The sequence below is a fragment of the Pontitalea aquivivens genome, assembly GCF_046507575.1.
GTDB lineage: Bacteria > Pseudomonadota > Alphaproteobacteria > Rhodobacterales > Rhodobacteraceae > Pontitalea > Pontitalea aquivivens.
In genome coordinates, this window is sequence record NZ_JBKFEY010000004.1 from 34,658 (window position 1) to 54,624 (window position 19,967).

At 67.1% G+C, this 19,967-nt stretch carries 20 protein-coding genes; 6 read left to right on the forward strand and 14 right to left on the reverse strand.

The genetic code is table 11. From position 1 onward, the window contains the following. Position 1 precedes the first annotated feature (1 nt). Positions 2–1,387, forward strand: a complete 1,386-nt coding sequence (locus ACK8OU_RS07720) for a glutamine synthetase family protein (protein WP_410302799.1) — start codon at positions 2–4, stop codon at positions 1,385–1,387. 68 nt (positions 1,388–1,455) lie between these two features. Here the strand turns inward: ACK8OU_RS07720 and dapA are convergent, their stop codons facing one another. After that, entirely contained in the window at positions 1,456–2,328 is an 873-nt protein-coding gene (gene dapA, locus ACK8OU_RS07725; RefSeq protein WP_410302800.1) for a 4-hydroxy-tetrahydrodipicolinate synthase, read from the reverse strand. A 142-nt stretch (positions 2,329–2,470) separates the two neighbouring features. Between dapA and ACK8OU_RS07730 the strand changes: the two genes are divergently transcribed. Then, positions 2,471–4,426, forward strand: a complete 1,956-nt coding sequence (locus ACK8OU_RS07730; protein WP_410302801.1) for a lytic transglycosylase domain-containing protein — start codon at positions 2,471–2,473, stop codon at positions 4,424–4,426. Here the strand turns inward: ACK8OU_RS07730 and ACK8OU_RS07735 are convergent. Together ACK8OU_RS07735 and mnmD are read right to left on the reverse strand one after the other, a co-directional pair. Next, positions 4,389–5,294, reverse strand: a complete 906-nt coding sequence (locus ACK8OU_RS07735) for a DMT family transporter (protein ID WP_410302802.1) — start codon at positions 5,292–5,294, stop codon at positions 4,389–4,391. The genes ACK8OU_RS07730 and ACK8OU_RS07735 overlap by 38 nt on opposite strands. Further along, positions 5,291–5,968 (reverse strand): tRNA (5-methylaminomethyl-2-thiouridine)(34)-methyltransferase MnmD, encoded by a 678-nt coding sequence (mnmD, locus tag ACK8OU_RS07740; protein WP_410302803.1) that lies wholly within the window; start codon positions 5,966–5,968, stop codon positions 5,291–5,293. The genes ACK8OU_RS07735 and mnmD overlap by 4 nt, the downstream gene beginning before the upstream one ends. A gap of 48 nt (positions 5,969–6,016) precedes the next feature. Between mnmD and ACK8OU_RS07745 the strand changes: the two genes are divergently transcribed. Continuing rightward, positions 6,017–7,069: an NAD(P)/FAD-dependent oxidoreductase gene (locus tag ACK8OU_RS07745; RefSeq protein WP_410302804.1), complete on the forward strand. Its 1,053-nt coding sequence runs from the start codon at positions 6,017–6,019 to the stop codon at positions 7,067–7,069. A 100-nt stretch (positions 7,070–7,169) separates the two neighbouring features. Here ACK8OU_RS07745 and ACK8OU_RS07750 read toward each other — a convergent pair whose 3' ends face one another. The 3 genes from ACK8OU_RS07750 to pgsA are packed head-to-tail and all read right to left on the reverse strand — an operon-like array spanning position 7,170 to position 8,481. Next, complete coding sequence (locus tag ACK8OU_RS07750) at positions 7,170–7,610, reverse strand: molybdenum cofactor biosynthesis protein MoaE (RefSeq protein ID WP_410302805.1); 441 nt, start codon at positions 7,608–7,610, stop codon at positions 7,170–7,172. A gap of 3 nt (positions 7,611–7,613) precedes the next feature. Beyond that, the gene (moaD, locus tag ACK8OU_RS07755) at positions 7,614–7,862 is read right to left on the reverse strand and encodes a molybdopterin converting factor subunit 1 (protein WP_410302806.1); all 249 of its coding nucleotides are present in this window, start codon (positions 7,860–7,862) and stop codon (positions 7,614–7,616) included. Continuing rightward, positions 7,855–8,481, reverse strand: coding sequence for a CDP-diacylglycerol--glycerol-3-phosphate 3-phosphatidyltransferase (gene pgsA, locus ACK8OU_RS07760; protein ID WP_410302807.1), 627 nt, complete (start codon positions 8,479–8,481; stop codon positions 7,855–7,857). The genes moaD and pgsA overlap by 8 nt, the downstream gene beginning before the upstream one ends. A 182-nt stretch (positions 8,482–8,663) precedes the next feature. On the opposite strand from pgsA, the gene gdhA reads away from it, so the two are divergent. Next, positions 8,664–10,013 (forward strand): NADP-specific glutamate dehydrogenase, encoded by a 1,350-nt coding sequence (gene gdhA, locus ACK8OU_RS07765; protein ID WP_410302808.1) that lies wholly within the window; start codon positions 8,664–8,666, stop codon positions 10,011–10,013. Between the two features lie 38 nt (positions 10,014–10,051). On the opposite strand, the gene uvrC is transcribed toward gdhA, so the two are convergent. The 8 genes from uvrC to ubiA all read right to left on the reverse strand — a co-directional run bounded on the left by uvrC (position 10,052) and on the right by ubiA (position 18,696). Then, the gene (gene uvrC, locus ACK8OU_RS07770) at positions 10,052–11,950 is read right to left on the reverse strand and encodes an excinuclease ABC subunit UvrC (RefSeq protein WP_410302809.1); all 1,899 of its coding nucleotides are present in this window, start codon (positions 11,948–11,950) and stop codon (positions 10,052–10,054) included. A 298-nt stretch (positions 11,951–12,248) separates the two neighbouring features. Then, entirely contained in the window at positions 12,249–13,028 is a 780-nt protein-coding gene (locus ACK8OU_RS07775; protein WP_410302810.1) for an SDR family oxidoreductase, read from the reverse strand. Then, a complete protein-coding gene (locus ACK8OU_RS07780; protein WP_410302811.1) occupies positions 13,025–13,993 on the reverse strand; it encodes a calcium/sodium antiporter in 969 nt (322 codons plus the stop codon). The genes ACK8OU_RS07775 and ACK8OU_RS07780 overlap by 4 nt, the downstream gene beginning before the upstream one ends. 4 nt (positions 13,994–13,997) lie before the next feature. Next, entirely contained in the window at positions 13,998–14,186 is a 189-nt protein-coding gene (locus tag ACK8OU_RS07785) for a hypothetical protein (RefSeq protein WP_410302812.1), read from the reverse strand. Between the two features lie 3 nt (positions 14,187–14,189). After that, positions 14,190–14,999, reverse strand: coding sequence for a S49 family peptidase (locus ACK8OU_RS07790; RefSeq protein ID WP_410302813.1), 810 nt, complete (start codon positions 14,997–14,999; stop codon positions 14,190–14,192). Between the two features lie 157 nt (positions 15,000–15,156). Then, positions 15,157–15,486, reverse strand: a complete 330-nt coding sequence (locus ACK8OU_RS07795; protein ID WP_250040389.1) for a hypothetical protein — start codon at positions 15,484–15,486, stop codon at positions 15,157–15,159. Positions 15,487–15,502: 16 nt separating this feature from the next. Continuing rightward, positions 15,503–17,596: an OmpA family protein gene (locus ACK8OU_RS07800; RefSeq protein WP_410302814.1), complete on the reverse strand. Its 2,094-nt coding sequence runs from the start codon at positions 17,594–17,596 to the stop codon at positions 15,503–15,505. 83 nt (positions 17,597–17,679) lie between these two features. Next, positions 17,680–18,696, reverse strand: coding sequence for a 4-hydroxybenzoate octaprenyltransferase (gene ubiA, locus ACK8OU_RS07805; RefSeq protein ID WP_410302815.1), 1,017 nt, complete (start codon positions 18,694–18,696; stop codon positions 17,680–17,682). 12 nt (positions 18,697–18,708) lie between these two features. Between ubiA and ACK8OU_RS07810 the strand changes: the two genes are divergently transcribed. Beyond that, positions 18,709–19,434: a 16S rRNA (uracil(1498)-N(3))-methyltransferase gene (locus tag ACK8OU_RS07810; protein WP_410302816.1), complete on the forward strand. Its 726-nt coding sequence runs from the start codon at positions 18,709–18,711 to the stop codon at positions 19,432–19,434. Further along, complete coding sequence (locus ACK8OU_RS07815; protein WP_410302817.1) at positions 19,431–19,943, forward strand: hypothetical protein; 513 nt, start codon at positions 19,431–19,433, stop codon at positions 19,941–19,943. The genes ACK8OU_RS07810 and ACK8OU_RS07815 overlap by 4 nt, the downstream gene beginning before the upstream one ends. Positions 19,944–19,967 lie beyond the last annotated feature (24 nt).

The following is a 19,967-nucleotide window of genomic DNA, read 5'->3' on the forward strand; positions in this document are numbered from 1 at the left end:
CATGACCCAATCCCCCTCTGGTTCGTCCTGGCAAGAGGCCGAAACCTTCCTGAAGGCCCACCCCGGGATCGAGGCCTTCGATATCGTCCTGCATGACGCCAACGGCATCGGGCGCGGCAAGATCATCCGCCGGCACGAGCTGATGGGCCTTTATACCGGGGGGCGGCATCTGCCGATCTCGATCCTGGGGCTCGATATCGTGGGCGAGGATGTGCATGAAACCGGCCTGATCTGGGATCAGGGTGACGGCGACCTGCGCGCCTGGCCGATCCCCGGCACGCTGAAGCCGTTGCATGGCACCAACCCGCCGCGCGGCGAGGTGCTGATGAGCATGTATCACCTGGACGGGGCCGAGATGACATCCGACCCGCGCCACGCGCTGTCCCGTCAGGTCAGGGCGATGGCCGCCGAGGGGCTGTATCCCGCCGGCGCGTTCGAGCTGGAATTCTTCCTGCTGGACCCGAAGTTCGGCGAGGACGGTTATCCCCGCCCCGCGGCGGCGGTGCTGGATGGCCGCCGGTCGGACTGGACCGAGGTTTATTCCGTCGATCACCTGCACGGGATGGAGCCCTTGTTTTCCGACATCTACCGCGCGGCGGAAGTCATGGGGATCAGGGCGGAAACCGTGATTTCCGAATATGCACCGGGCCAGTATGAGCTGACGCTACACTATCGCACCGATGTGATGCAGGCCGCCGACGATCTGGTGCGGCTGAAACGCATCGTGCGGCTGCAGGCGCGCAGGCATGGCGTGGTGGCGTGTTTCATGGCCAAGCCGGTCGAAAAATACGCCGGATCGGGCATGCATTTCCATGTCAGCCTGCAGGATGACGCTGGCCGCAACATCTTTGCCGAAACGGTCGAGGGCCAGTGGACCGACACGATTCGTCACGCCATCGGGGGCTTGCGCGCCACGATGGGCGAATCGATGCTGGTCTTTGCGCCACATGCCAACAGCTGGCGGCGGTTCGTCGGCCAAAGCTATGCGCCGGTATCGCCCAGCTGGGGGGTGAACAACCGTTCGGTCGCGCTGCGGATTCCGGCGGGGGATCTGAAGGCGCGGCGGATCGAACATCGCCCGTCCGGCGTGGATGCCAACCCCTATCTGGTGGCCGCGACCGTGCTGGCGGGTATTCGCCACGGGCTGCGCCACCGGATCGATCCGGGGCCCGAGACGACGGGGAACGGCTATCAGGGCAAGGATGACCTGCCGATCCCGGGCGACTGGCGCGAGGCGATCCGGGCGGCGACGGACTCGGTCTTTCTGAAAGAGGCGCTGGGCGCGGACATGCACCGCACCTTCACCGCGATCAAGGCTGCCGAATATCAGCGCGTGGCCCGCACCATCGCGGATGTGGATTACGATCTGTATCTGCACACGGTGTGAAACGAAAAGGACCGGGGGCGCTGCCCCCGGACCCCCGGAGTATTTCCGCCAAGAAGAAGCAAGGCGTCTTAGAGCAGGCCCGCGTGTTGCATCGCGGCGTCGATCTGGGCCTTGGTGCTGTCCAGAAGCGGGGTCAGCGGCAGGCGCACCTCTTCGCGGCAGAGGCCAAGGCGCGAGAGGGCGTATTTTGCGCCGGCCACGCCCGGCTCGACGAAGATCGCCGTGTGCAGCGGCATCAGGCGGTCCTGGTATTCCAGTGCCTTGGCATAATCGCCGCGCAGGGTGGCTTCCTGGAATTCCGAGCACAGCCGCGGCGCCACGTTGGCGGTGACCGAGATGCAGCCCACGCCGCCATGCGCGTTGAAGCCAAGGGCGGTGGCGTCTTCGCCCGAAAGCTGGATGAAACCGGGGCCGCAGGTTTCGCGCTGCAGGCTGACGCGTTCGATCTTGCCGGTGGCGTCCTTCACCCCGATGATGCGCGGCAGTTTCGCCAGTTCGCCCATCGTTTCGGGCAGCATGTCCACGACCGAGCGACCGGGGATGTTGTAGATGATGATCGGCAGGCCGCAGGCATCATGCATCGCGGTGAAATGCGCGATCATGCCGCGCTGCGTGGGCTTGTTGTAATAGGGGGTGACGACAAGGGCGGCATCCGCGCCGGTCGCCGCGGCATGGCGGATGAGTTCGACGCCCTCGGCGGTGGAATTCGAGCCCGCGCCGGCGATCACCGGAATGCGGCCGGCGGCGGCCTTGACCACCTCGGAGACGACGCGCATGTGTTCTTCGTGGCTGACCGTGGGGCTTTCGCCTGTGGTGCCCATGGGGACGAGGCCGTGGCTGCCTTCGGCCACATGCCATTCCACAAGTTTCTTGAGCGCGTCCAGATCCAGCTCGCCGTCCTTGAACGGCGTGATCAGTGCGGGAATGGACCCTTTGAACATGACACGCTCCTTGCGTCGGGGCGGATTCGCCCGGTTGAAATCGGGCGGACCTTATGCGAGCCGCGCGGCCTTGCCAAGTTTGTGAATTGCACTGGGGGGGGCTGGCGGGCAGGAAGAGGAAAAAGACGGGGGCGGGCAGGTGATGATCCAGGGAATGTTCCGGGCGGTTGTATTGGCGGCGGCGGTTCTGGCGCCGGTCGGTGCGGCCTGGGCCGAGGATGCGGCGGCGCTGGCGCGCGCGTTGCAGGTGGCGGGGGCGAAGGACTGGTCCACGGCGCAGGGTCTGGCGCGGGGATCGGGGCCCTTGTCCTTTGACATCGTCGAATGGCATCGCCTGCGCGCGGGCGAGGGGACCTTTGCCGACCATGCCGATTTTGCCGCGCGCCGGGCCGACTGGCCGGGGATGGATCTGCTGTGGCGGCGCGGGGAAGCAAAGCTTGACGGCGTACCTGCTGATCGGGTGGTGGGCTATTTCGCGAACCGGGCGCCGTTGACCGGGGCGGGGGCGCTGGCGCTGGTCGCCGCCCATCAGGCCCGCGGCGATGCGGGCAAGGCCGCTGCGGTGGCCGAGGCCGCCTGGCGCGGGCTGGTGATGGAGGCGCGCGATCAGGAGGCATTCCTGCAGCTTTATCCCGATCTGGTCGCGCCGCATCACGGCGGGCGGATTGCGGCCATGCTGGAACGTGGGCAGCGCGAACAGGTGCAGCGCATCCTGCCCTTTGCCACCCCCGGCACCCGGGCGGTCGCCGAGGCGCGTATTGCCTTGCAGGCCAATCGGGGGGGCGTCGATTCGCTGATCGCGGCGGTGCCCGAGCGGATGCTGGGATCGGCCGGGCTTGCGCTGGACCGGGCCAAGTGGCGCTGGCGCAACGGGGCCGAGGCGGCGGCGGCCGAGCTTTTGCTGGAACGGTCCGCCGATGCCGATCGTCTGGGCGCGCCGCATCTGTGGGCGGGGTTGCGCGCCGCGCTGGCGCGGTGGGATCTGCGTCAGGGCGATGCGCGCCGCGCCTATATGATTGCCGCGCGGCACCGGCTGGCGGCCGAGGGTGCGGATTATGCCGATCTGGAATGGCTGGCAGGCTATGCCGCGCTGAAGCTGGGCGATGCGCCCACCGCGCTGCGCCATTTCGAGGCGCTGGGGGCGGTGGTGCAAAGCCCGATCAGCCTGTCGCGGGCCGGGTATTGGAAGGGCCGCGCGCTGGAGGCGATGGGTAAGGCCGAGGCGGCCCAGGCGGCCTATCGCGATGCGGCGCGGTATCAGACGGCGTTCTATGGCCTTTTGGCGGCGGAGCGGGCGGGCCTGCCGCTGGACCCGGACTTTGCCGCGCCACCGCCTTTGCCTGAATGGCGCGGGGCAGGCTTTGCCGGGGCCCCGGTGTTTCAGGCGGCGCTGTTGCTGAAGGCGGCCGGGCGCGCGGATCTGGCCGAACGGTTCATTCTGCATCTGTCCGAAAGCCTTGGTGCCGGGGATGTGGCGCGGCTGGCGCGGCTGGCGCTGGAATGGAACGATCCGCATCTGGCGCTGGGCCTGGGCAAGCGGGCGGCGGAAACCGGCGCGATGCTGGTGGCGGCCTATTACCCGCTGTCGGGCATCGAGACGCAGGACCTGGGCGTTCCGGCCGAACTTGCGCTGGCGATTGCCCGGCGCGAAAGCGAATTTGACCCGGCGGTGGTGTCGCCGGCGGGGGCGCGCGGGCTGATGCAGGTGATGCCGGGCACCGCGAAGATGATGGCCGATCGCCTGGGCATCGCCTATGAGCCGGATCGGCTGACGCGTGATCCGGGCTATAACGCGCGGCTGGGGGCGGCCTATCTGGGCGTTCTGCGTAGCGAATTCGGTGCCTCGCCGGTCCTGGTGGCGGCGGGCTACAATGCCGGGCCGGGCCGCCCGCGCCGCTGGGTTGAGGAACGCGGCGATCCGCGCAGCCCGACGGTTGATGTGGTGGACTGGATCGAGATGATCCCCTTTACCGAAACCCGCAATTATGTGATGCGCGTGGCTGAAAGCCTGCCGATCTATCGCGCGCGGCTGGGCCGGGCGGATGCGGGGCCGCTGCGGTTCAGCGATGAGTTGCGGGGTCTTGCACCGGCGCGCTGACCTGGGCGCGCATCCGTTCGCGCCACAGCGCAAACAGCCCCGACCCCACCACGATCACCGCCCCCAGCGCGACATTGGGGCGGACCATTTCGTCAAAGATCGTGAGGCCAAGGATCGCGACAAAGACCAGTTGCAGATAGGCAAAGGGTTGGATCGCCGAGGCTTCGGCCAGTTCATAGGCGCGGATCAGCAGCCAGTGCGCGCTGGCCGAGGTCAGGCACAGGATCGCCATCCAGCCCCAGTCGGGGGCGATCATCGGTTCCCAGAACCAGATGCCGATCGCGGTGGTGGTCAGCGCGCCCAGAACGCCGGTCCAGAAGAAGGATACAGCGGTGCCGTCCTTGCGCGCCGCATAACGGGTCAGGACGCCATAAAGCGCGAACAGCAGGGCTGCCAGCAGCGGGATCAGCGCCTCCGGCTGAAACACGCCGACGCCGGGCTGAAGGATCACCATGATCCCGACAAGGCCGATCACGACCGCCGCCCAGCGCCGCCAGCCGACCTTTTCGCCCAGCACCGGGCCGGACAGGGCCACGATCAGAAGCGGATAGCAGGCAAAGACCGCATGGGTTTCCACCAGGCCCAGGACCACGAAGCCCTGGATCACGATCAGGACCTGGCTGACCAGAAGCACCGCCCGGCAGATCTGCAGCCACGGCTGGCGGGTGGCTACGGCCTGTCGCAGCCCGCCTGCCTGCCGGCTGGCCAGCGCGACCACGAAAAGGGCGAAGAACCAGAAGCGGATCATCACGATCATGTAGACGTTGTAGCTTTCCGACAGATGGCGCGAGATGCCGTCCTGGATCGCGAAGATCAGGGTGGTGGCGATCATCAGCAATATGCCGGTGCGCTGGTTCTGTGCGGTCATTCCGGCGCCCCCAGCCGGCCGCGGCTCATGTGGCGCTTGTGGCCGTGACCGGGCGCGCGGGTCACGGCAAAGCCCGCCTGCGCCAGTGCGCGGCGCACGAAGCCTGCGGCCGTATAGGTCGCAAAGCTGCCGCCCGGGGCGGTGTGGCGGGCGACCTCGGCCATCAGCGCCTCGCCCCACAGCTCGGGGTTCCTGGCGGGGGAAAAGCCGTCAAGGAACCAGGCATCCGCGCGCCCGTCCCAGCGTGGCAGGGTGTCACGGGCATCGCCCTCGACCACCTGAACGGCGACGGGGCCAATCTGGAAGCGGCGTTCCCCCCGGCCCCAGGCCGCCAGGAACGGCCCCGCGATGGCAAGCGCCTCGGGGAAGGCCTGCAGGGCGCGGCCGATATCTGCGGCGGACAGGGGGAAGGCCTCAAAGCTGGTGAAGCGGATCGGCGTGTTGCCGGCCGCGATGCAGGTGGCCAGCAGGTTAAGCCCGGTGCCAAAGCCCAGTTCCGCGATGTGAAACCCGGGGCGCAGGCGCCCGGGCAGGTCATTTCCGGCCAGAAACACATGGCGCGTTTCGGCCAGGCCATCGGACAGGCTGAAATAGGGATCGTCAAAGCGGATCGAAACGGGAATCACGCCGTCGCGCCAGGAAAGGCCGGGGTCGGTCTGGTCAGTGTCGCGCATTGCGGATAGCCCTTGGTTCGGCTGCGACCATGGCGAAAGGGGCGGGCAATGGCAACGGGCAAACGGATCGATGTGACGGTGCGCGGGGGCGGGGTCTTTGGCCTGGCCTGTGCCTTTGTTCTGGCGCGGCGGGGCGCAAGGGTGCGCCTGATCGAGGTGGCGCGGATCGGCGCGGGTGCCTCGGGCGGGCATGTGGGGGCGCTGGCGCCGCATGTGCCCGAACAGTGGAACCCCAAGAAGCAGTTTCAGCTGGAAAGCCTGCTGATGGCCGAGGCTTTCTGGGCCGATGTGGCGGCGGTGGGGGGGGCTGATCCGGGCTATGCGCGGCTGGGCCGCATCCAGCCGCTGGCCGATGCCGGGGCGGTGGCGCGCGCGGCGGCGCGCGCGGCGGGGGCCGCGGTGCATTGGCGGGGCCAGGCGGTCTGGCAGGTGGTGCCTGTGGCGGGCTTCGGGGCCTTTGCGCCGGTGTCGCCGACGGGGCTTGTCGTGCATGACACGCTGAGCGCGCGGGCAAGCCCCCGCCGGGCAGGGGCCGCGCTGGTGGCGGCGCTGCGGGCGCTGGGCGCCGAGGTCGTGCTGGGCGAGGCGCCCGAGGAAGGTACCGTGATCCACGCCACCGGCGCGGCGGGGCTGTCGGCGTTGTCGGGCGCGCTGGGCAAGCCGGTGGGCGGCGGGATCAAGGGGCAATCGGCGTTACTGCGTCATGCGGCGGGTCCGGTGCCGCAGATCTATGCCGAAGGCGTCCATGTCGTGCCCCATGCCGATGGCACGGTGGCGATCGGGTCGACATCGGAACGGGTGTTCGATGCGCCCGACACGGTGGATGCGCAGCTGGAGTCGCTGATCGCGCAGGCCCGCGCCCTGTGCCCCGTGCTGGCGGGGGCCGAGGTGGCGGACCGTTGGGCCGGGTTGCGTCCGCGGGCGCGGTCACGCGCGCCGATGCTGGGGCCCTGGCCGGGGCGCCCGGGGCATTTCATCGCCAATGGCGGCTTCAAGATCGGTTTTGGCATGGCGCCGAAGGTGGCCGAGGTGATGGCCGATCTGGTGCTTGCGGGGCGTGACGCCATTCCGGCGGGGTTCCGGGTCGGGGACAGTCTTTAGGGGCGCTGCCCCTCTGGGCCTGCCGGCCCATTCACCCCGGGATATTTTCGCAAAGCCGAAGGGGCGCCGAGGGCTTTGGCGGGCTTTGGCGCCGGGCGGGTCACCAGCGCGTCAGGGCGGCTTCGTCGCTGTCCTTGGCCGCGACCCAGCTTTCGCCATCGGGTCTGATTTCCTTTTTCCAGAAGGGCGCGCGGGATTTCAGATAATCCATCAGGAATTCGGCGGCGGCGAAGGCATCGGCGCGGTGGCGCGCGGCGGTGGCCACCATCATGATCGGCGCGCCCACCGCAAGATGGCCGTAGCGATGGATCACCAGGCAATCGGCCAGGGACCAGCGGCTGACCGCCTGTTCGGCGATCGTGGTAATGGCGCGTTCGGTCATGCCGGGGTAATGTTCAATGTCCAGCGCCCGCATCTTGCCGCTGTCGTCGCGCACCAGTCCGGTGAAGGTGACCACCGCGCCAACATCGGCCCGGCCCTGGCCGAAGCCCGCGGTTTCCCGGCCCGGATCGAAGACGGCTTGCTGAAGGGTGATGCGCATGGGTCAGCCCCCGGTCATGGGTGGAAAGAAGGCAACCTCGCGCACGCCCGCCAGGGGGGCGGCGAAATCGGCCAGATCCTGATCAAGCGCGACGCGCAGCGCCGCGACATCGGCGAAGGCGGCGGCATAGCGGGGGTCGCGCGCCCTGAGCTGTTCGACGAGGCCGGCGACCGTCGTGGCGTCGGTCTGCACGGTTTCGCGGGCAAGGCCGATGCGTTCGCGGACCCAGGCGAAATACAGAACCTCAACCATCCTTGGGCTCCTTCAGCAGGGGCAGCGATTTGCGGAAGTAATCCCAGCCGGTGATCGCGGTCAGGATCGCGGCGATCCAGATCAGGGCCAGTCCGAAGTGGGTTGCCAGATCGGCCAGGCTGGCGCCGGTCGGCAGGTCGCCTTCGCCCGCGCGGGGGGGGCGGCGTTCCAGAAAGGCCAGCCCGGTGCCAAGGAACAGGACCGCGATCGCCACCATCTGCGCGGTGGTCTTCCATTTTGCCAGCTTCGTGACCCTGAGCTTGCCCGAATCCGCGCCAAGGAATTCACGCAGGCCAGCCACGAATACCTCACGGAACAGGATCACGGTGACCGGCAGGATCAGCCAGGGGTTCATCCCCGAATAGCCCGTGATGATCACCAGCGCGATCACCACCATCGCCTTGTCCGCGATCGGGTCGAGCATGGCGCCGAATCGCGATTCCTGCTTCCAGGCACGGGCGAGGTAGCCATCGAACCAGTCGGTCACCGCGGCGGTGATGAACAGCGCAAGCGCGAACCAGTCTGCCCAGGGTCGCTGAAAATACAGGAACATGACCGCGACGCCAGGCGCGGCGATCAGTCGCAAGACCGTCAGGATATTGGGCAAATTCCATTTCATGTCGGTACCCTAGCTTCTGATCCGTGCCGAGGGAAGAGGGCGGATGGCGCCCCGGCCCGCGGCCCGCGGGCGCAGTTTGGGGCTGGAATCGGATTTGCACTTCACTTTGCCCGAAGAATCGGCCATTTCGCAGGCACAATGCCCAAGCATTGGGCAATTCGTCACCGAATTGGGGGCCCTGAGTGCAAAATATCGACGACAAACTGAGACCGGTGCTGAACGAGGTTCTGCGCCGCAACGCGGGCGAGCTGGAGTTTCACCAGGCGGTTCACGAAGTGCTGGAAAGCCTGGGCCGGGTGATTGCCAAGCGCCCCGATTATGCCAATGACGCGCTGATCGAGCGGATCTGCGAACCCGAACGCCAGATCATTTTCCGCGTGCCGTGGGTGGATGACAAGAATCAGGTGCAGATCAACCGTGGCTTCCGGGTGCAGTTCAACTCGGCGCTGGGCCCGTACAAGGGGGGGATCCGTTTCCACCCCTCGGTCAACGTCGGGATCATCAAGTTCCTGGGCTTTGAACAGACCTTCAAGAACGCACTGACCGGCATGCCGATCGGTGGTGGCAAGGGCGGTTCGGACTTTGACCCCAAGGGCCGTTCGGATGGCGAGATCATGCGGTTCTGCCAGTCGTTCATGACCGAACTGCACCGCCACATCGGCGAATACACCGACGTTCCGGCCGGTGATATCGGCGTGGGCGGACGCGAGATCGGTTACATGTTCGGCCAGTACAAGCGCCTGACCAACCGCTATGAGGCGGGCGTTCTGACCGGCAAGGGCCTGGTCTATGGCGGCTCGCGCGCGCGGACCGAGGCGACCGGCTACGGCACCGTCTATTTCGTGCAGCGCATGCTGGGCACCAAGGACCAGAGCTTTGAAGGCAAGCGTGTCACCGTGTCGGGTTCGGGCAACGTCGCCATCTATGCAATGGAAAAGGCGATCGAATACGGCGCGACGATCGTGGCCTGCTCGGACAGCTCGGGCTATGTGGTGGATGAAAACGGCATCGACCTGGACCTGGTGAAAGAGATCAAGGAAGTCCGTCGTGCGCGTATCTCGGAATATGCGCGGATCAAGGGCGTGGGGTCGCATTTCATCGCCAAGGGCTCGATCTGGGATGTGCCGTGCGATGTGGCGCTGCCCTGCGCCACGCAGAACGAGCTGACCGGCAAGGACGCGCAGACGCTGGTGAAGAACGGCGTTGTGGCGGTGGGCGAAGGCGCGAACATGCCCTCGACCCCCGATGCGGTCCGTGCCTTCCAGACCGCGGGTGTGCTGTTCGCGCCCGGCAAGGCCGCAAATGCGGGTGGCGTTGCGACCTCGGCGCTGGAGATGCAGCAGAACGCTTCGCGCGACAGCTGGACCTTTGAGCAGACCGAGGCCCGTCTGGCCACGATCATGCATTCGATCCACGACGCCTGCTTTGAAACCGCCGAGGAATATGGCGCCCCCAGCGATTATGTGCTGGGCGCCAATATCGCGGGCTTTGTCCGCGTGGCCGAAGCGATGCGCCTGATGGGCGTGATCTGACCCCATTGCCCCGGCCGGTTCGCCCGGCCGGGGTATCTTCAGCCCTTGGCGTTGAAAAAATCGTAGATCGTCTGGGCCATTGTCTCGGAAATCCCGGGCACGGCCTGCAGGTCCGACAGGCCTGCGCGGCTGACCGCCTTGGCCGAACCGAAATGCGCCAGAAGCGCGCGTTTGCGTGCCGCCCCAACCCCCGGAATTTCATCCAGCGGCGTCGCCCCGACGGCCTTGGCGCGTTTCGCCCGATGCGCGCCGATCGCCCAGCGGTGCGCCTCGTCGCGCAGGCGCTGGATGAAATACAGCACCGGATCGTTCATCCGCAGCGCAAAGGGGCGCTGGCCGGGGCGGTGGAATTCCTCTTTGCCGTGGTCGCGGTCCACGCCCTTGGCGACGCCGACCATCGGGATATCCTCGACGCCCATCTCCTCCATGATTTCCGCCACGGCCGAAACCTGCCCCGCGCCGCCGTCAATCAGCAGAAGGTCGGGCCAGCTTTCGGTTTCGCGGTCGGGGTCTTCCTTCAGCAGGCGGGCAAAGCGGCGGGTCAGCACCTCTTTCATCATGCCGAAGTCGTCGCCTGGGGTGATGTCGGTGCCTTTGATGTTGAACTTGCGATACTGGCTTTTCAGGAACCCTTCGGCCCCGGCCACGATCATCCCGCCCACGGCATTGGTGCCCTGAATGTGGCTGTTGTCGTAAACCTCGATCCGGCGGGGCGGGGCATCAAGGCCGAAGGCCTCGGCCAGTCCTTCCAGAAGGCGGGCCTGGGTCGCGCTTTCGCTCATCTTGCGGGCCAGGCTTTCGCGGGCGTTGCGCGCGGCGTTTTCGACCAGCTCGGCCTTTTCGCCCCGTTGCGGCACGGCAATCTCGACCCGTCGGCCGGCGCGGTCGGACAGCAGGTTCACCATCAGATCCTCATCCCCGATCGGATGTGACAACAGGATCAGCCGGGGCGGGGTCTTGTCGTCGTAAAACTGTGCCAGGAACGCCTCCAGCACCTCGGGCGCCTCGGCCCCCGATCCGGTGCGGGGATAATAGTCGCGGTTGCCCCAGCTTTGATGCGCGCGGATGAAAAATACCTGAACGCAGGCCTGCCCGCCCTCCATATGCAGCGCGATCACATCCGCCTCGGTCACACCGCGCGGGTTGATGCCCTGCGCCGATTGCACATTGGTCAGCGCGCGGATGCGGTCGCGCAGGGCGGCGGCGCGCTCGAACTCCATCGCTTCGGATGCCTCGGCCATCTCGGCGGCCAGATGTTTCTGGATGTCGGTCGACTTGCCCTGCAGGAAGCGTTCGGCATCCGCCACCAGCGCGGCGTAATCCGTTTCGGAAACGCGGCCCACGCAGGGCCCGGCGCAACGCTTGATCTGATACAGCAGGCAGGGCCGGGTGCGGCTTTCGAACATCGCATCCGAACAGTTGCGCAGCAGGAAGACGCGCTGCAACTGGTTCAGTGTCCGGTTCACCGCGCCCGCGCTGGCGAAGGGGCCATAGTAGCTGCCCTTTTCCGTCTTGGCGCCGCGATGCTTCTTGATCTGCGGATAGGCATGTGTTTTCGAAACGAGAATATTGGGAAAGCTTTTGTCGTCACGCAGCAGCACGTTGTAGCGCGGCTTCAGCTGCTTGATCAGGTTCTGCTCCAGCAGCAGGGCCTCGGTCTCGGTCCGGGTGGTCAGAAACATCATCCGCGTTGTTTCGTGGATCATTCGGGCGATGCGCCCGGAATGCCCCGAGGGCCGGGCATAATTCGACACCCGCGCACGCAGGTTGCGCGCCTTGCCGACGTAAAGCACCTCATTCTGGGCGTTCAGCATCCGGTAGACGCCGGGCGAGCCGTCCAGCGTTTTCAGATAGCTTTGCACCAGCGCGTGGCCGGTCAGCGCGGCCCTGGTCGTGGCGCCGTCGGGTGAAAGGGGGGCTTGGGGGTCCTTGGTCATGTCAATCTTTCGATTCTCTGTCCCGGTTGCCGTGTCCGGGTGCCAAGATCAAGCGCAAAGCTGTCCACGGTTTCTGTGGATAACTCTGTTGGCAAAGTGTGCGGACGGCGAAATCTCCCTTGTTTTCGGGCGGGTTCATCGGTTTGCCCAAAAAATAGGCACATATATAAAGCACTGATTTTATTTGGAAATAATTTGAACGATCAGCAAGCTACTGAAAAGAATAAAGGATTCTTAACGGGTTTGTGAAGGCGTCAGGCAAAGTGGACAAGTTGCCGCGCCCCGACCGCTGCACGGCTTATTCCGGGCCCAGCACATCGGGCGTTTTCCACGCCAGATGCTGCCCGCCATCGACACAGATCAGCTGGCCGGTAACCGAAAGAGCATCCAGGAAATAACCCAGGGCCGCGCAGACATCTTCCGGGTCGGCCCCGCGTTCCAGGATCGTCGCGGCACGCTGGCGGGCAAAGTGATCCTTGGTCTGGCGCGCGCCCTGAAGGGTTGGGCCTGGACCAATTGCATTGACCCGGATGTCCGGCGCAAGCGCCTGTGCGGCGGTACGGGTCAGCGCCCAAAGCCCCATCTTGGCCAGCGAATAGGTCATGAATTCCGGGGTCAGCTTGCGCATTCTTTGGTCAAGCATGTTGACCACAAGCGCCCGTGCCCTGGGCTCGCCCCGGCTTCGGTCGGCCTTGGGGGCCTGTGCGGCGAAGGCCTGTGTCAGCACGAAAGGCGCGCGCAGGTTGGATTCGAAATGGCGGTCCCAGCTGTTCCGTGTCGCGGTGTGAATGTTGTCATATTCAAAGATTGAGGCGTTGTTGACCAGCACATCCAGCGGTCCGCCCAGACCTTTGGCGGCGCGGGCGACCAGGCCCTGGGTGTCGGCCTCTGCCAGCAGATCGGCCTGCAGGGCGACAGCCTGCCGGCCCATCGCCCGGATGTCCTGTGCGACCGTTTCCGCCTCGGATTGCGAGGTGGCATAGTGCACCGCCACATCATGGCCGCGCCGCGCCAGATACAGCGCCATTTCCCGCCCCAGCCGGCGCCCCGCGCCGGTCACCAGTGCCCGCCCGCTCATGCCGCGGCCCCCGTCATCAGGATCGCCACATAACCCGCATAGATCCCCAGGAACCCGATGCCGATCAACCGGCGGAACGGCCAGCGATAGAAGATGAAGGGGGCAATCAGCGCCGAAACCCCCAGCATCACCCAAAGGTCCAGCCGCAGCATTTCCGGCGGCACGGGCAGGGTGCCGACCAGCCCCGCCACACCGATGATGCCCAGCAGGTTGAAGATGTTCGACCCCACCACATTGCCCAGTGCCACATCCGCGCGTCCCTTCATCGCGGCCGTGACCGAGGTCGCAAGTTCAGGCAGCGATGTGCCCACCGCCACCAGCGTCAGCCCGATCACGGTTTCGGAAATTCCAAAGGCACGGGCCATGTTGCCCGCCCCCGTGACCAGCAGATCCGCCGCCAGCGGCAACCCGATCAGGCCGGCCAGGATGTAAAGGCCGATGCGCAGGGGGGACAGCGCCGCATCGGTCGTGGCGATCTCGGGGGCGTCGGCTTCGGCCTCGGCGCGCCCGGCCCGATGCGCCAGCGCGTCGCGGATCTGATCGCCCATCACAAGCGCCAGCCCGATCAGCAGCATCAGCGCATGTGGCCATCGCAACGGCCCCATGAAGGCGAGAAGGATGAACAGAACACTGCCCGCCATCATCGTCAGATAGCTTTTGCGCATGTCATGTTCATCGGTGGGGATATTGGCGATCAGCGCGGGCAGCCCCAGAACCAGCAGGATATTGGCGGTGTTGGACCCGACCACATTACCCAATGCGATGCCCGGCGCGTTTTCCAGCACCGCAGCCACCGACACCATCATCTCGGGCGCCGAGGTTCCGAAGGCCACCACCGTCAGTCCGACGATCAGCGCCGGTATCCCCAGCCGCAGCGCCAGCGCAACCGCGCCGCGCACCAGTATGTCGCCCGCAAGGATCAGCAGGACAAGCCCCGCGCCGATATGCGCCAGATCCCAGATCAATTGGTCACCCCCCAGATGTCTTTGTTTCGCAAGGACATGGCGTCTTGCCGATCCTTGGCCGGCCACAGTGCTTGCATCGCCCCGTCGCCAGCTTGCCGCGCCGCTTGCCCGCGCGCCCGGGCAGGCGCAGCTTGCCGATCATGGCCAGCACGGCCATCGCCAGCAGAAACAGGATCATCACCTTGATCAGCATCGGCTACAGCCCATAGCGGGCCCACAGGGCGCGCTCCTCTGCCGCCGCGATCACGGCGCCGGCGGCGTCCATGCCGATCCGGCGGAACCACGGCCGGCGCAGCCCATAGGGCACCAGCCGCACCCTGTCGCCATACAGTGATTTCAGCTTGGGCACCATGTGGGCGATCCCGTCGATCAGGCCCAGTTCCACCGCCTGCTGCCCGGCCCAGATATCGCCGGTGAACAGATCGCGCCCGGCGCTCAGGCGCGCGCCGCGGCGGGCGGTGACATGCGCCTGAAAGGCGGCATGCATCGGTTCCAGAATGGCGCGCAGGCGTTCGATATCTTCGGGCTTTTCGGGGCGAAACGGGTCAAGGAAACTTTTCGCCCCGCCCGCCGTATGCACCCGCCGCTCGACACCATACCGATCGATCAGCCCGGCAAATCCGAACCCGGCCGAGATCACGCCAATCGACCCGATCACCGAGGTCGCATCCGCCCAGATGTCATCGGCCGCACAGGCCAGCCAATAGCCGCCCGAGGCTGCCACATCCTCGACGAAGGCATGAACCGGGATGCGCCTTTCCTCGGCCAGCCGCCGGATGCGCGCCGCGATCAACGACGACTGCACCGGCGATCCACCTGGCGAATTCACCACAAGCGCCACCGCTACCGGCTTTCCGCGCCGGAACGCACGTTCGATCAGCGGCGCCAGGGCCGCATCTGTCAGGCCCGCGCCACCGGGGCGCACGGCCCCGATCGGCCCTTGCAGGCGGATCACCGCAACTTGCGGGACGTGTTTCACGAAGGGCAGGCGAACGGGACTACGCATGGCCTGCGATGTAGGGGCAACTGGCCGCCGTAACAAGCGCGCCCACCCGATTTCCCCGAAATTCGCCGCCATCCCCGGGGTCTGGCTTCGGCTTTGCCAAAATATCCTCGGGGGTGAATTGGCCATCAGGCCAAGAGGGGGCAGACAGCCCCCTTTTCTATCGGTTCGCGTTCATCCGCTCGATATAGGCACGCAGTTCCTCGGCTTCGTGGCGGGCATCGCGCAGGCCGTCCATTGCCGCGCGCAGCTCTGCCTCGGTCTGCGAGATCTGGTTCATCAACTCGGCCTCGCGCGTTTCCAGAAACCGCAGCGCCTCGTCGCGGGTCTCCTCGGCCTCATGCAGGGCCTGGGCCATCTGCTCCAGTTCGCCCATGTCCGCGCGCGTCACCCGCGTCAGCCGGTGGATCAGCCATGACGCGAACCAGCCCAGGCTGAAGGCCAGAAACAGGATGATCGCCGTGGCGAAAACGAATTCGGTTCTGTTCATGTCTGCCCCTGTCGCCTCAATTCCGTTCCGTCCCGCCCAGGCCTTCCGGGCGCGCGCGCGGGCGCGGCGTGTCTGCGGTGGCCGGCACCGCCTCGATCACGATCCCGTCCGGGTCGCCGGCCGGTTCCCCGGGGGCTGCGTCGGGCGCCTGTGCGTCTGCCGTATCTGTTGCGCCCGGCGGGTCCTGCGTCTCGTCCTGTGCCCCGGCATCCGCGGCGTCGACCGTTTGCGGGGGTGTGCCGGCCGCTTCGGGCGCGGCGCTGCCGGGCGCTGGCACCCCACCCGCTGCATCCAGCACCGCTGCGGTGGGGCTGCCCTCGACGGGCGTTTCATCCAGCAGGACGAATTCGATCCGCCGGTTCGCTTCGCGGCCTGCCTCGGTGCCGTTGTCGGCGATCGGTTGCGATTCGCCATAGCCTTTCGCGGTCAGGTTGCCCACCAGAACCCGGCGTTCCATCAGCGCGGCGCGCACCGCATCGGCGCGTTCCTGCGACAGCCTTTCGTTGAATTCCTCGGACCCCTGGCTGTCGGTATGACCGGCCAGTTCCATGCGGAAATCGGCGCAGGTCTTCATGATTTCTGCCAGTTGGTCCAGCGCCGCCCCTTCATCTGCCGCGATCACCGCTGAACCGGGCTCAAAACTCAGCTTGTCGTCGCGCAGCACCGCATTCAGCTGCGCCACACATTCCGGGCCCGTGGGCAGCCCCAGCACCGGGTCCAGCCGCTTGTCGTAGCGGATCGACAGGTCCATCCGCACCCCTTCGCCCAGCCGGGCGGCAAGGATCCGGGCCACCGCGTCCGAGGCTTGCGGGTTTCCTGTCACCCCGGACAGGCGGATCATGTCGGGGCTGACCACCACCGCGCCCTGGGCCAGTTCGTCCAGTGCCTCCAGCGCGGCCAGAACACGCACCGGCCACCCCAGCGGCAGGGTGTCGTCCAGACGCGTGGCGCCATAGACCCGGGCATTGCCAAAGCGCGCGCGGGCGAAATTCTCGACCGCCTCGCGCTGGCGTTCATCGGTCAGCCGCCCGCGCAGCTGGACCTGACCGGATGCGGCCAGCGTCGCGGAAAATTCGGGCGCGGCGCTGCCGGCTTCGGGTTTGCGCGTCAGTTCGGCCTTCAGCGAAAAGACCTCGGGCAGGTTCGATTCCAGTTCCCCCACCACCTTGTCGAACACCGCCTGGCTGACGCTGTCGCCCGCGATCAGCGCGATGTCGGCATCCGAAAAGGTGACGGATCCTTCGCCCAGTTCCTTCATCGCGGCCAGCGCCATGCCCACCGCTTCGGCCCAGTCGGGCGAAGGTACGCCCATACCCACCGTGCAGCCCAGGTCGCCCGTGGCCCCGGCGGCGCGGGCCGCGGCCAGGATGCGGGTGCGCGCGCGGTCGGTATCGGCCGAACAGGCATCAAAGCGCGCGCCTTCGGCATCGATCAGGAAGCGCAGCGTGAAGGGCGTGATCACCGGGCGCGGCGCGGAAATGTCGCGCGTCAGCTTCAGCCCGCCGGTGTTGCGCCGCGCCAGGCTGGTTTCGATGCGCGCCTTTTCGGTGGCGGAATCGGTGATTGCGGTCACCGCGACCTCGCCCGCCGCGATCGAGATCTTGGACCGCGGCAGGCTGCGCAGCGTGGTCAGGCCAAAGTCATAGGCCTGTTGCCAGCCGTCCGGCACGGGGTAATCCGCGGTTTCCAGCATGTCGGTGACCTTGCCCTCTGCGGCAAGGGCGGTCAGGTCGCGCACCAGCGCCGCGCGGTCGGTTTCCGCCGGGACCAGCCCGATCAGCGAGATGCCATCGTCATTGCGCAGGATTTCCAGGCTGAAGGCGGGGGGGGCGATATCCCGGGCCTGGGCGACATCGGTGGCATCGACCACGCGCGTCGCCTCGACCACGGTTCCGGCCAGGGAAATCGCGCGGAACCGGGCGGCTTCGGATGGCGCGGTGCCCATCACGATCACCTGCAGCCCGTCAGCCTCGATCCGGGCCCAGCTGTGGCCGGCGGTTTCCAGCGCGACCCGCACGTCAGACCGTGACCGCTTTTCGATGATCGTGGCCGATCCGCCGGCGATGAAGGCCGACAGGATCAGCGCCGAAACGAAGGCGGCGCCGGTCATCAGTGTAGAGCGCAAGCGCATATCGGCAGAGCCTTTGGTTGTTGCCTCGCCTCCTCCTTAAGGGCAGGGGGGGCGGGGATCAATCAAACCAGTGCCGCTGCGGCAAGAAACAGCGCAACGATCAGCCCGGTGTCGCGATTGCTGCGGAACAGGCGCAGGCAGGTGGCGGGGGCGTCGATGTCCAGCTGGCGCAGCTGCCAGATCATGTGCCAGCCAAAGGCCCAGGGCGCGATCAGCGCCAGAACCAGGCTGTGCGGCGGGGTCTGGGGCAACAACGCCGCCAGCACTGCCCCCGTCATCAACGCGACCGATCCGATCAGAAAACCGTTCAGCCAGCGCCCCGTCTGGTCGGCAAACAGCCGCGCGGTGGACCGGATGCCGATCAGCGCGTCATCTTCCTTGTCCTGATGGGCATAGATCGTGTCGTAGAACAACGTCCAGACCAGCCCCGACAGATAGAGCAGCACCGGCGCCGCCGACAGGCTGCCCGCATGCGCGGCCCAGGCCAGCAGCGCCCCCCAGTTGAAGGCGATGCCCAGGAAGACCTGCGGCCACCAGGTGAACCGTTTGGCAAAGGGATAGATCCCCACGGGGATCAGCGCGACCAGCCCCAGCACGATTGCCGCGGGGGGGAAGGTCAACAGGATCAGCGCCGAAACCGCCACCTGCGCCGCCATCCAGATCAGCGCGCCGCGCACCGTGACCTGCCCCGACGGGATCGGGCGCGACCGGGTGCGCGCCACCCGCCCGTCGAAATCGCGGTCGGTAATGTCGTTCCAGGTGCAGCCCGCGCCACGCATCAGCACCGCGCCGATGCTGCAGCCAATGGCGATCCACAGATCGCCCCAGCGCGGGGCATCGGCGGCGGCGGCCAGCGCCAGCCCCCACCAGCACGGCAGCAACAACAGCCAGGTGCCGATGGGGCGGTCGGCGCGTGACAGCCGCAGATAGGGGCGCGTGGCCGCGGGGGCCCAGCGGTCGACCCAGTTGTCGGGCGGCGCATCCGCGACCGTTCCGCAGGCGCCGGGCTGATCGGCCCGGGCCGCATCGGTCGTCTCGGGCGTGTCGGTCCGCTCTGGCAATTCGGTCTTTTGGGTCATAGATTTCGCCTCATGGAACGCGCCAGGATCAGACTTCATGTAGAGCACCCTTTGGGTCCGGGGCAAGCCGTGCCCCTGACCGAGGCACAGGCGCATTACCTGTTCGGGGTGATGCGGCTGGGGGTTGGCGCGCGGGTCGCGCTGTTCAACGGGCGTGACGGCGAATGGACGGCCGAGGTGGCGCGCGCGGCCAGGCGCGGCGGCGATCTGGCCTGTGTGGAACAGGCCGCGCCACAGCTGGACCCGCCCGACCTGTGGCTGCTTTTCGCGCCGATCAAGAAAGCGCGCACAGATTTCATCGTGGAAAAGGCGGCGGAACTGGGGGCGGCGCGGATCATACCCGTGCAGACCGACTTCACCAATTCTGAACGTATTCGGCAGGACCGGCTGCAGGCCCATGCGGTCGAGGCCGCCGAACAATGCGGCGGCACCTTTGTCCCCGGGGTCAGCGATCTGGTGCCGCTGGCCAGGTTGCTGGCGGGTTGGGATGGGGCCCGCCGCATCCTGTGGGCCGATGAAAGCATGGCCGGCCCAGCCGAAACGCTTGCGGGTCTGGCCCCCGGCCCCTGGGCCATCCTGATCGGCCCCGAGGGCGGCTTTTCCGAACCCGAACGCGCCCGCCTGCGCGGCCTGCCTTTCGTGACCCCGGTCAGCCTGGGCCCGCGCATCCTGCGGGCCGATACGGCGGCCTGTGCGGCGCTGACGCTGTGGCAGGCCGCGCTGGGGGATTGGCGGTGATCCGTCCCGCGGCGCGCGCAACCCTGATGCGCTGGCGCGAGGCGGCGGCGGCGGCGGGCACCTTGGCCGGCGGGATCTGGCTGTTCACGCTGGGGGGCTGGCTGATGCAGGCGCTGGGGCTGATCGTCGCGGGGGTGGCGCTGGCCTGGACGGTGATCGCCCTGCGCCGATTGCGTTTCGCGCGCGACATCACCGCGCCGGGCCTGGTCGAGGTGGATGAAGGCCAGATCGGCTATTTCGGCGCGGCCCAGGGCCTTGGCGGCTGTGTCGCGCTGCGCGATCTGACCGAAATCCGCCTGCTTGTGCTGCGGGGCCAGCACTATTGGCGGCTGAAGCAGGCGGATGGCCAGGCGCTTTTGATTCCGGTCGCGGCGGCGGGGGCGGCGGCGCTGTATGATGCCTTTGCCACCCTGCCCGGGATCGACATGGCGCGCCTGTCGGCCGCGCTGGATCAGCGCATGGCCGCACAAAGCCTGTGGCAGCGGCCCGCCCATCTGCCCTTGACTTGACCGTCACAGCGCGCCACCTGTTGC